Below are 10,853 nucleotides of genomic sequence, written 5' to 3' on the forward strand. Positions count from 1 at the left end.
GAAACCACATACTGGCTATTTAGCAAATGTGGTTTTAATCTGCAACCAGATGATCACAGAAGGCTCCCACACATGCTCGATGAAAATAATGCGCAATGCCCTGTAGCCAGGGCCCTGGAGGTACTGGGAGACCGTTGGGCGCTAATGATCCTGCGCGACGCTTTCGATGGCTTGCGGCGCTTCAGTGAGTTCCAGAAGAACCTGGGGCTGGCGAAGAATATCCTCGCCTCACGGCTGAAGTGGCTGGTGGAAAGCGGGCTGCTGACGCTGCAGCCGGCGTCGGATGGCAGTGCCTACAAGGAGTATGTGCTGACCGAGAAAGGGCGATCGGTGTTTCCGGTGGTGGTTGGCTTGAGGCAATGGGGGGAGCGGTTTCTGTTCGAGGCGGGTGAGTTGCGTTCGGAGTTGGTGGATGGTGATACGGGGCAGGCGCTGGAAACACTGCAGGTGCGGGCCCGGGATGGGCGGGTGCTGGCGGCAGGGGATTGCCTGCGAAAAGTGGTGCGGCATGAGTGATTCTGGGGCTGCTGTGCAGCCCAATCGCCGGCAAGCCAGCTCCCACAGGGACCGCGGACTCGCTCTTGTGGGAGCTGGCTTGCCGGCGATTGGGGCGCAAAGCGCCCCCAGGGATTTCAGCCCTTGCCCAACAGCCGCGCCAGCCCTTCGACCATCGGCGTCGCCTGCGGAAACTCGAACCGCGCCAACAAGCGCTGGTTATCCGCCCGCGAATGGCGAATGTCACCCGAACGTGCTGCCACATAGCTGACCGCCGGCAAACTGCCCACCACCTTCTCCAGCGCCGCCAGCAACTGGTTCAGCGATGTGGCCTGGTCGAGGCCGATATTCACCGCCCCCTCCTCGACCTGCGGTTGCTCCAGCGCCTGCACCATCACCTGCACCAGGTCGCCCACGTAGAGAAAGTCCCGGGTCTGTTCGCCATCACCGAACACCGTGATCGGCAAGCCCTTCACGGCGCGCTCGGAGAAGATGCTGATCACCCCGGAATACGGCGAGGACGGGTCCTGGCGCGGCCCGAAAATATTGAAGAAGCGGAACACCACCGGCTCCAGGCCATGCTGGCGACGGTAGAAGTCCAGGTACTGTTCACTGGCCAGCTTGTCCACCGCATAAGGGGTCAGCGGCGCCTTGGGGGTGTCTTCGGCGATCGACTCGCCTTCGCCATTGTTGCCATACACCGCCGCACTGGAGGCGAACAGCACCCGACGCAGGCCATGCACGCGCATGGCTTCGCACACGTTGAGGGTACCGATGAAATTGCTCTGGTGGGTCCGCACCGGGTCATCCACCGAGGCCTGCACCGAGGCCACCGCTGCAAGGTGCACCACGGCACTGCAGCCAGCCGCAACCTGCGTGACCAACTCGGCATCGGCGACATCGCCTTCAACCAGCTCCAGCCGTGGGTGGCCGACCTGCAGGTTGCCCCGCTTCCCAGTGGAGAAGTCGTCGAGAATGCGTACGGCGTAGCCTTTGTCCAACAACGCATCGCACAGGTGGGAGCCAATGAAGCCGGCACCGCCGGTGATCAGGATGGGGGCGTCAGCCATGGCGGTAGAAACGGTCCAGTAGAGGCGGCAAGCCGGCGCGCCAGGCACGCGGCTTGATGCCGAAGGTATGAAGGATTTTCTTGCAGGCCAGTACCGCGTGCTGCGGCTCTTCGCTGGCATCCGGCCGTGCGGCATGGGCCTGCGGCGTCGGCGCCTGCACGGCCAGCTGGCGGTACTGGCCTGCTTCAGCAAGGATCGCCTGGCCCAGCGCCAACGGTGTGGTCGCTTCATTGCCGGCGTAATGGTAGGTGCCCCACAGCGGCGCACTGCAATCGAGTTGCTTGAGCACCGACAGGATCACCCGGGCGGCGTCGTCGACCGGCGTCGGGTTGCCACGCCGGTCATCGGCCAGCAGCAGCTCCTGAGGTTGCTCGGCGCGGGTCAGGAAGCGGCCCAGCGCCCCGTCGATGCTTTCGTCGAGCAGCCAACCAAAGCGCAACAGCACGTGTTGCGGGCAAGCCGCGCGCACGCTCTGCTCGATGCGCCACAGCGCCTGGCCACGCAGGCCGAGCGGAACCGGCTCGTCCTTTTCGCTGTAGGCCGTGGCCCGCGAACCATCGAACACCCGGTAGCTGGAAGGCTGCACCAGGGTGATCTGGTGGTGCTGGCACAGCTCTGCCAAGCGCTCAACAGCCCGCTCCTGCTGGGCCAGGCGCTGCTCGCTGACCGACTCGGCCTGGAACCAGTCGAAGTAATAGGCCAGGTTGACCAGGGCATCGGGACGATGATCGTCGAGCAGCTGGGTGAGACTGGCCGGCGTCCAGCCGTTCTCGGGCGGGCGCGGCGCCAGAAATGCAATGTCCTCCTCGGCCCCAAGACGAATCAGCGCTTGCCCGAGGGCATTGCCACCACCCAACAGCATTAGGCGCATACGCATAGAGTCAGCAGATCCGGAGAGGTTGATTGAAGGAAAGAGGCCATTTTGCGGTTTCCGGGCGGGGAAGTCCAACACCGGACCCGTTCGATGCCACAGCCGGTGGTGATTCCAAAGTTCCACAGTTCAATACCACCACAGGCAGAAATCTCCTACGACATACCAGGAGCGAGCCGACTTCCATGCAGCAGCACAACCGCATTGAATAGTCGATTCCCCCACTTGCCAGCCGGGGGCTTCACAAAAACAAGTACAGGGATCGTTCAATGCTTCACTCGGAAGTTGCATACCTGGATTTCAGCCCGGAGCAAAGCAAGGCCATAACCTTTGCAAGCCAAACCATTGCTGACTTGGGGGGACCGGAGGCCAAAGGCGTAGCACTTCAAGCTCGTATATTCGCCGATCAGCTCGAGCAAGCCTTGAGTGAGGATCAGCGTGCGCTGCTCCAGCGCTTCAATGAAGGCCGACTATCTGCCTTGATGTACAGGCAAATGCCTTGCAACAACGAACCAGTACCAGAATATCTACCCGACATTACCGCCCTGGCGCAGAGCCCTCGTTGCCAATACCTCGCCTCGCGCAATCAACTGCTGCTGGAGCTCGCGCGCCACCGCAGTCAGCGCGCTGTTGATCAACAACAGCCGAGCCTTGCACGGCCGCGACATGCTCCAGGACAACCGGCGCCTGCTCATCCGTCAATTCGGATACTCCCCCTTCGCAGTACCGTTGGTGCTCGCTGAAGACCCGCTGCTGGTGCGTGGCTGATCACAGGAAAACTCTCAATGAGGCTCGTTCTTCATGCTGGCCTGCGTGATCCTGCTGGGCCAGCACCTGATACAAGCCGTGTGTACCAGCAAGCTTTTGAACGCAGCCTGCAACCTGGGCGCATTGTCAGTCTTTTCACTCAGCGGGGCGATCATCTGGCCACTGGCGCTGGCAATGGCGTTCGCGGCTTTTGTGGGGGCTCAACTGGGCGCACGCTGCGCAGTGCACTTTGGCCCCCGGCTGATCAAGCCATTGCTGGTCTGTGTTTGCTGCATCATGGCAACCAAGTTGCTGCTCGACCCAGGCAACCCGATTGGCGAGTGGTTACGTCAACTCGTTCTCTGATGATACATCACTCGATCTCGAACAGACTGTTACGCAACGGCCCTACGCTCAGGCGCTCACGCACATCGTCATCTATGCGTGGATCATCCGGCCGATACAGTTTTACCTGCCGGTAGGCATTGATGCGATTGATCTCCTCGCCCAGGTACTCCCACACCACCCGGGTGCAGGCAGGGTTGCGCCGGTCGCCGCTGGATACGCCGGCCTTCAGGCCGTTCAGGCGGGTGATGCGGCTTTTGAAACTGGGGATGAGGATGGTCTGGCTCATCTCGTTGTAGGTCAGCGACTCGTAGTCGACCAGAAACATCCTGTCCTGCAACTGGAACGCCGCCCCCAGGTAGCGGCAACGAACCTCGGCATGGGGGTCGGTGGCGCTGGAGCGTTCCTGGCGCTCCTGGCGCTCGAACAGAAAGCGCCCGCGCTCTTCCCACAGGTGCACCAGCGACACCAAGATCGTGCCCGGCACCGACATGCAGTTGGAATACTCCAGGTAATAGCCGCAATAGCGCGACAGGTTCCCCGCGTGGTCGTGCAACGGGCGGAACAGTTCGCTGATCGGATCGCCGTGCTGCTCGGCAGGGGTTGATACGCGGGCACCGATCAGGCGGCTGAACTGTTCGGGTGGCAAATTCAGTTCGTAATCCTCGACGCCGAAGAAATCACCAATGCGCTTGAGGTTGTAAGCCGTCGGGCGGCTCTGCCCGCTCAGGTACTTGTTGAATTGCGCACGGTTTATCGAAAGCTGGCGGCAAACTTCGGAGATAGAGCGGTAGTGGCTGCAGGCCAGTTTGAGGTTGGTAGCGAAATGATCGCTCATGACAGGGGACTCAGGTGACGCGAATGGCGCAAGTGTAGCATCAAGTCGCACCAAAACAGAGCAAGCCGCGAAATTGTAACCACTCTTGTCATAGCCAACCATGCGCCCCAACGAATAGCGGTGCGCCTGCCGTCCGCTGGTCTTTCCACACGAACAATAAGAATCGAGGTCATTTTCCAATGCTCGAAGTACTCAACGATTTCCTCTCGGGGAAACTTCTCATTGTGCTGATCGTAGGGCTGGGTAGCTACTTCACCATCCGTTCCCGGTTCGTCCAGTTCCGTCATTTTGGCCACATGTTCGGTGTGTTCAAAGAATCGCTGCGTGGCCAGGCAGGCCAGCTGAGTTCCTTCCAGGCCCTGATGCTGAGCCTGGCCGGCCGCGTGGGCGCCGGTAACATCGCTGGTGTCGGCATTGCCGTGACCCTGGGTGGACCAGGTGCGGTGTTCTGGATGTGGGTTACCGCACTGGTGGGCATGTCCAGCAGCTTCTTCGAATGCACCCTGGCCCAGGTCTACAAGCGCGCCGATGGCGACGGCCTGTACCGTGGTGGCCCGGCCTACTACATCCAGCACGGCCTGAAGCTGAAAAGCATGGCCATCGTGTTCTCGATCCTGCTGCTGGTCACCTACGGCTTCGCCTTCATCGGCCTGCAGTCGTACACCGTGACCCACTCGCTGCAGAACGCCTTTGCCTTCGACCCCAAGCACACCGGCATCGTACTCGCCGTGCTGCTGGCCATTACCTTCATCGGCGGCATCAAGCGCATCGCCGCGGTGTCCGACCTGCTGGTACCGGTCAAGACCCTGGCCTACATCGGCGTGACCCTGTACGTGATCGGCACCCAGATCGAGCACGTGCCAGCCATGCTGGAAACCATCTTCAAGAGCGCCTTTGGCCTCGACCCGGCATTCGGCGGCCTGCTCGGCAGCGCCATCGTCATGGGCGTAAAGCGTGGTGTGTTCGCCAACGAAGCGGGCCTGGGCAGTGCGCCGAACGTCGCTGCCGTGGCCGCGGTGAAACACCCGGGCGCCCAGGGCGTGGTCCAGGCCTTCAGCGTGTTCCTCGACACCTTCGTGATCTGCACCTGCACCGCGTTGCTGATCCTGCTGTCGGGCTTCTACACCCCGGGCTTCGAAGGTGACGGCATCGTCCTGACCCAGAACTCGCTGGCCGCCGTAGTGGGTGACTGGGGCCGTGTGTTCGTCAGCGTGGCATTGTCGCTGTTCGTGTTCACCTGCATCCTCTACAACTACTACCTGGGCGAGAACAGCCTGCAGTTCCTCAGCCGCAACCGCGTGGTACTGATGGTGTTCCGTGGCCTGGTGCTGGCACTGGTGGTATGGGGTTCGATGCAGGACCTGTCGACCGTGTTCGCCTTCGCCGACATCACCATGACCTGCCTGGCCTTCGTCAACCTGATTGCCCTGGCCCTGCTGTTCAAGGTCGGCCTGCGGGTGATGCGCGACTACGACGAGCAGCGCAAGGCCGGTGTCAACCAGCCGGTGTTCGACTCGAGCAAGTTCGCCGACCTGGACCTGGACCGCAATGCCTGGCCTGCCAATCCTCAGGCGGAAACAGCAACTCACAAAGCAGTCGGCGAAGTCCAGACGCAGCGCTGATATTCTCCCCTGCCAGCCGCCCCGTCCGTGGGCGGCTTACCTTTCTCCGCTCACCGCTACGGATACTTCCCATGCGAGCAGTAAAGAATCTCCTCGTACTCTATACCGGGGGCACCATCGGCATGCTCGAAACCCCCGAAGGCCTGGCGCCGGCAGGTGGTTTCGAAGCGCGCATGCGTGAACACTTCGCCCACATGAGCGATGCGCCACAGCTGCGCTGGACCTTGCAGGAACTGGACCCGCTGCTGGACAGCGCCAACATGCAGCAGCACAACTGGCTGGCGATGCGCGATGCCATCGTCGCAGCGGTAGAAGTGGCTGGCCATGATGGCGTGCTGGTGCTGCATGGCACTGACAGCATGGCCTACAGCGCGGCGGCATTGTCGTTCCTGCTGCTGGGCCTGCCGGTACCGGTGCTGCTGACTGGCTCGATGCTGCCGGCAGGCGCTGCAGACAGCGATGCCTGGGGTAACCTGTGCGGCGCCCTGCGCCAGTTCGAACAGGGATTGGAAGATGGCGTGCAGCTGTACTTCCATGGCCAGCTGTTGCATGGCAGCCGGGCGACCAAACTGCGCAGCGAGGCATTCGACGCCTTTGTCGCGCTGCCGCGTCATCGTGACAGCGAGCGCGCCACGGCGATCCCTGCCGAGCTTGGCTACAAGCACCCGCGCCAACCGGTGAACCTGGCGGTAGTGCCGGTGTTCCCGGGCTTGCAGGCCGCGCACTTGCAGGCACTGCTGGGCAGTGGCGTGCAAGGGTTGCTGCTTGAGTGCTACGGCAGCGGTACCGGGCCGTCAGATGACCAGGCATTGCTCGATGTACTGAGCGCGGCACGCCAGCGCGGCGTGATGCTGGCGGCGATCAGCCAGTGCCCTGAAGGGTCCGTGGTATTCGATACCTATGCAGCCGGTAACCGCTTGCGCGGGGCCGGGCTGGTCAGCGGTGGCGGCATGACCCGCGAGGCGGCGCTGGCCAAGATGGTTGCGCTGCTGGGGGCCGGGCTGGATGTCGATAGCGCGGAGCGTTGGTTTGCGCTGGATCTGTGTGGGGAGCGGGCCTGACTGCTGCCTGCTCTGGCCTCTTCGCGGGTGAACCCGCACCCACAGGGATAGCATCAGCCTGAGGGTTATGCAGGCTCTGTGGGAGCGGGTTTACCCGCGAAGAGGCCCTGAGAGGCAAAAGAAAATGGCGGAAGGCAGCGGGAGTCGAACCTGCCCGGGAACGGCTGCCGTCCCCAACCGGGTTTGAAGCCCGGCCGCGCCACCGGGCGCGATTGCCTTCCTTGAACTCAGTGCCTGGCCTGCTGCTGGGCCAGGGCGCTGTCGGCGCGAATGTGACGCTGATCGGCCACCCTCCGGGTCAGGCCGATGCGGTCGAAGTATTCCAGAATCTGTACACTGCGCTTGCGACCGATGCCCAACATATCGCGAAACGCGGCAACCTGCACTATCGGCGTTTCACTTGCCTGCCCCAGCAGCAGCTCTGCCATGCGCTGTAGCGTCGCCTCGGGGTAGAACAGATCGCGCACCACCTGGTGCACCATGCCCAACCGGGCCAGCTTGCGCAGCAACAGGCGCACATCGGCCTCGGCACAATTTTCCTCACTCGCCAGCGTCCTGACCCAGGGCGGATCGTATTGCCCCGCCAGCAACTTCGGTTGCAGGCTCGCCCATAACGCACTGTCGGCTTCGCTCAACTGCACCTTGTGATCGGGCAGGTGCAGCCAAGGCCCGCTGCTGGCAATTGCGCCGTCCCCGAGCAACTCATCCAGCAGGCTGACAAAAGCGGGCCGCTCCAGCGGCAAGGTAGCAAAGCGGCGCAGGCGATCGCGGTCCGGGCCGAGCTGGTCGGGCTCCTGTTCATGGAACCGCGCCAGCTGCTCCAACACCTGACGCTTGAGCGCCTGCCACCGGGCGCTGGCAAACAACAGTTGGCCCTGCCGCGTGGCCACCACCAGTACATGTTCCGGCAACTGCCAGGTTTCGCGCAGGCGATTGAATTGCCGCTCCAGGCGCTGCGGGTCGATACCCCCTGGTGCGCTAGCGAGCAGTGCAGGCAGGGCCTGCTCAAGGTCCTCGGCATCACGCAGCACCTGCAATTGGTGCAGGCGCTCATCGCTGCGACGCTGACGGCTTGGCGCGAACGAGTCAAGCACCTTGCCGCCCCCCAGGGTGCGCTGGGCACGCTGGTCGCGCAGTACCAGACGGTCGCCGTGTACCGCCTGCAGCGGCGCGTTGAGCAGCAACTGGGCGAACATGCGCTGACCCGCCGCCAAGGTTTCACCTTCGAGCAAGGCCACCCGGGCGGTTACGTCCTGGGTGCCGAGGTGCACGTGCACAGCGCTGAAATGTTCGAAGGTACGGGTCTCGCCAGGCAACAGGTTCAGCTCGATATCCACCCGCACACTGGGGGCGTGCAGCCACTCGGGCACCAGCCAGTCACCTCGGCGCACCTGCTCCACCGCCAGCCGTTCGGCAGCGATGTTCAGTGCCACCCGCTGGCCCGCCTCGGCCACCAGCGCGGCCTGGTTCTGCGCATGCAGGCCACGCACCCGCACCGGTTTGCCGGCCTTGCCCAGCAACAAGGTGTCGCCGGCACTGACCCGCCCAGCCAGCGCCGTGCCCGTGACCACCACACCCGCACCGGTAACGGCGAAGGCGCGGTCGACGGCCAGACGGAAACCGCCGCGCACGCTGCGCTGGCGCACGCGCTGTTGCGCGGCCAGCACGGCCTGGCGCAGGGCATCGATACCTTCGCCGGTCACACTCGACAACGGAAACTGCCGCGCTCCGGCATATGGGCCCGGCGCCAGTAGTTCGCTGACTTGTGCCTGCACTTCGGCCAGGCGGGCAGGCTCTACCCGGTCGCATTTGCTGATCGCCACAAGAGCCTGTGGGATGCCCAGCAGCTCGATGATCGCCAGGTGCTCGCGGGTTTGCGGCATCACTCCGTCGTCGGCCGCCACCACCAATAGCACCAGGTCGATGCCGTGGGCGCCCGCCAGCATGTTGTGGATAAAGCGCTCATGGCCCGGTACGTCGATGAAACCAGTCAGCGCTGCCCCCTCGGTCAGCGCCGCATAGCGGTAGCCGAGGTCGATGGTCATGCCACGGGCGCGCTCCTCCTGGCGATGGTCACCGGCCTGGCCGGTCAGGGCCTGGAGCAGTGCGGTCTTGCCATGGTCGATGTGGCCGGCGGTACCAACGATCACTGTACCGGCCCCAGTTGCAGGGCGGGCAACTGCGCCAGCCACTGGGCCTCATCATCCAGCTGGCGCAGGTCCAGCCACAAGGCGTCGTCGGCGATGCGGCCGAGCACCGGCACCGGCAAGTCACGCAAGGCCCGCTCCAGCACATGCAGGCTGCGCCCGCGCAGTTTCTTCGACACCTGCGGGCGCAGGCACAACGCTGCACTCGGCAGGCGAGCCACCGGTTGGCTGCCGCTGCCGATCATGCCCAGCGCTGGCTCCACGCTGAGCGCCCATTGCTCCCCGAGGCGGGCCTTGAGTTCTGGCGCCAGGCGCTCGGCCTGGGCCTGGATTTCGGCTTGGCTGCGGGTCAGCAGGCGCAGGCTGGGCAGGCGCTCGGCCAGGCGGTCGGGGTTGCGGTACAGCGCCAGCACCGCTTCGAGTGCGGCAAGGGTGATCTTGTCGACCCGCAGCGCGCGCTTGAGCGGGTTCTTCTTGATCCTGGCGATCAGCTCCTTGCGCCCGACGATGATCCCGGCTTGCGGCCCACCGAGTAGTTTGTCGCCGCTGAAGGTGACGATATCGGCGCCGTCAGCCAGGGCCTGGCGCACGGTCGGCTCGGCGGGCAGGCCCCAGCGAGTAAGGTCGAGCAGGCTGCCACTGCCCAGGTCTTCAAGCAGCGGCAAGTCCTGTTGGTGGGCGATGCGCGCCAGCTCGGCGGTGGGCACCTGGGTAGTGAAGCCCTGGATGCTGTAGTTGCTGCAATGCACTCGCATCAGCAGGCCGGTACGTGGGTTGATGGCAGCCTCGTAGTCTCGGGCATGGGTGCGGTTGGTGGTGCCGACTTCGTGCAGCTTCACGCCGGCGCGGGCCATGATGTCGGGAATGCGGAAGGCACCGCCGATCTCGATCAGTTCACCGCGCGAGATGATGCCTTCCTTGCGCGCGCCCAGGCTGTTGAGCGCCAGCAGCACGGCGGCGGCGTTGTTGTTGACCACGGTGACGGCTTCGGCGCCGGTCAGCTCGCGGATCAGGCCTTCGATCAGGTCGTCACGGTCGCCGCGCTTGCCGGTGGCCAGGTCGAATTCCAGGTTGAGCGGGTAGCGGGCGGCGGTCTGCATGGCCTCGATGGCCTCTTCTGGCAACAGGGCGCGGCCGAGGTTGGTGTGCAGCACGGTGCCGGTGAGGTTGAACACACGGCGGACCTGGCTGCGTTGCTGGGTGGCCAAGCGTTCACCAGTGCGGCCCAGCAGCACTTCTGCGGCCAGTTCGGCGGCACTGAGCTGGCCGTTGCGGGTGGGGTCGCGCAGGTCGTCGAGCAGTTGGCGCAGGGTGGCCAGGACTGCGTCACGGCCGTGGCGGTCGATCAGCGGAAGACAGGCTGGGTGGCGCAAAAGGGTGTCGATGGAGGGCAGGCGTGGGGTGTCGCTGGCTAGGTTGGAGGACATGCGGTACTACCTTGGACTATTCCGTTGTCTGTACTGGCCTCTTCGCGGGTAAACCCGCTCCTACAGGGGCCGCGCAAGCCTAAAAAGCTGCGAGGGCCCTGTGGGAGCGGGTTTACCCGCGAAGAAGGCGACTCGGTCTTACAGTGTAGACACTCAGCCACTATCCGGGTGCGAGCATCAGGTTCGGTGCCAGGCGATGAAAGCCCTCCTCGTCCAGGCGAATGTCCAGC

At 63.9% G+C, this 10,853-nt stretch carries 10 protein-coding genes, 1 tRNA gene and 1 pseudogene; 5 read left to right on the plus strand and 7 right to left on the minus strand.

Annotated features, from left to right (window positions below; genetic code table 11):
• Positions 1-72 precede the first annotated feature (72 nt).
• A complete protein-coding gene (locus J5M58_RS22650; RefSeq protein WP_112254082.1) occupies positions 73-516 on the plus strand; it encodes a helix-turn-helix domain-containing protein in 444 nt (147 codons plus the stop codon).
• 116 nt (positions 517-632) lie between these two features.
• Here J5M58_RS22650 and J5M58_RS22655 read toward each other — a convergent pair whose 3' ends face one another.
• Together J5M58_RS22655 and J5M58_RS22660 are read right to left on the minus strand one after the other, a co-directional pair.
• Positions 633-1,565, minus strand: coding sequence for an NAD-dependent epimerase/dehydratase family protein (locus tag J5M58_RS22655; RefSeq protein WP_207879696.1), 933 nt, complete (start codon positions 1,563-1,565; stop codon positions 633-635).
• Entirely contained in the window at positions 1,558-2,442 is an 885-nt protein-coding gene (locus J5M58_RS22660) for a sugar nucleotide-binding protein (protein WP_024086179.1), read from the minus strand. The genes J5M58_RS22655 and J5M58_RS22660 overlap by 8 nt, the downstream gene beginning before the upstream one ends.
• Before the next feature lie 263 nt (positions 2,443-2,705).
• Here J5M58_RS22660 and J5M58_RS22665 point away from each other — a divergent pair, with 263 nt between their 5' ends.
• Positions 2,706-3,179, plus strand: a complete 474-nt coding sequence (locus J5M58_RS22665; RefSeq protein ID WP_243432465.1) for a hypothetical protein — start codon at positions 2,706-2,708, stop codon at positions 3,177-3,179.
• Positions 3,180-3,225: 46 nt separating this feature from the next.
• Positions 3,226-3,549 (plus strand): annotated as a pseudogene (locus J5M58_RS22670) (TSUP family transporter); the annotation flags it as partial.
• Between the two features lie 7 nt (positions 3,550-3,556).
• On the opposite strand, the gene J5M58_RS22675 reads toward J5M58_RS22670, so the two are convergent.
• Positions 3,557-4,366, minus strand: a complete 810-nt coding sequence (locus J5M58_RS22675) for a helix-turn-helix transcriptional regulator (protein ID WP_112254080.1) — start codon at positions 4,364-4,366, stop codon at positions 3,557-3,559.
• A 179-nt stretch (positions 4,367-4,545) separates the two neighbouring features.
• Between J5M58_RS22675 and J5M58_RS22680 the strand changes: the two genes are divergently transcribed.
• Together J5M58_RS22680 and J5M58_RS22685 are read left to right on the plus strand one after the other, a co-directional pair.
• A complete protein-coding gene (locus tag J5M58_RS22680) occupies positions 4,546-5,988 on the plus strand; it encodes a sodium:alanine symporter family protein (protein ID WP_112254079.1) in 1,443 nt (480 codons plus the stop codon).
• 71 nt (positions 5,989-6,059) lie between these two features.
• Positions 6,060-7,049, plus strand: a complete 990-nt coding sequence (locus J5M58_RS22685) for an asparaginase (protein WP_207879698.1) — start codon at positions 6,060-6,062, stop codon at positions 7,047-7,049.
• 125 nt (positions 7,050-7,174) lie between these two features.
• Here the strand turns inward: J5M58_RS22685 and J5M58_RS22690 are convergent.
• The 4 genes from J5M58_RS22690 to J5M58_RS28050 all read right to left on the minus strand — a co-directional run.
• A tRNA-Sec gene (locus J5M58_RS22690) sits at positions 7,175-7,270 on the minus strand.
• Positions 7,271-7,276: 6 nt separating this feature from the next.
• A complete protein-coding gene (gene selB, locus J5M58_RS22695; protein WP_207879700.1) occupies positions 7,277-9,199 on the minus strand; it encodes a selenocysteine-specific translation elongation factor in 1,923 nt (640 codons plus the stop codon).
• Positions 9,196-10,623, minus strand: coding sequence for an L-seryl-tRNA(Sec) selenium transferase (gene selA, locus J5M58_RS22700; protein ID WP_207879702.1), 1,428 nt, complete (start codon positions 10,621-10,623; stop codon positions 9,196-9,198). The genes selB and selA overlap by 4 nt, the downstream gene beginning before the upstream one ends.
• A gap of 160 nt (positions 10,624-10,783) precedes the next feature.
• A partial coding sequence (locus tag J5M58_RS28050; protein WP_243432471.1) for a formate dehydrogenase accessory protein FdhE occupies positions 10,784-10,853 on the minus strand: 70 nt, incomplete at its 5' end.

This window comes from Pseudomonas sp. 32_A (genome assembly GCF_017490905.1).
Classification (GTDB): domain Bacteria; phylum Pseudomonadota; class Gammaproteobacteria; order Pseudomonadales; family Pseudomonadaceae; genus Aquipseudomonas; species Aquipseudomonas inefficax.

What these genes read in the sequence shown, in the direction of transcription:
- J5M58_RS22650 (WP_112254082.1), top strand. Translation starts at nt 73, where the DNA reads ATGCTCGATGAAAATAATGCGCAATGCCCTGTAGCCAGGGCCCTGGAG.
- J5M58_RS22655 (WP_207879696.1), bottom strand. Translation starts at nt 1,565, where the DNA reads ATGGCTGACGCCCCCATCCTGATCACCGGCGGTGCCGGCTTCATTGGC.
- J5M58_RS22660 (WP_024086179.1), bottom strand. Translation starts at nt 2,442, where the DNA reads ATGCGTATGCGCCTAATGCTGTTGGGTGGTGGCAATGCCCTCGGGCAA.
- J5M58_RS22665 (WP_243432465.1), top strand. Translation starts at nt 2,706, where the DNA reads ATGCTTCACTCGGAAGTTGCATACCTGGATTTCAGCCCGGAGCAAAGC.
- J5M58_RS22675 (WP_112254080.1), bottom strand. Translation starts at nt 4,366, where the DNA reads ATGAGCGATCATTTCGCTACCAACCTCAAACTGGCCTGCAGCCACTAC.
- J5M58_RS22680 (WP_112254079.1), top strand. Translation starts at nt 4,546, where the DNA reads ATGCTCGAAGTACTCAACGATTTCCTCTCGGGGAAACTTCTCATTGTG.
- J5M58_RS22685 (WP_207879698.1), top strand. Translation starts at nt 6,060, where the DNA reads ATGCGAGCAGTAAAGAATCTCCTCGTACTCTATACCGGGGGCACCATC.
- selA (WP_207879702.1), bottom strand. Translation starts at nt 10,623, where the DNA reads ATGTCCTCCAACCTAGCCAGCGACACCCCACGCCTGCCCTCCATCGAC.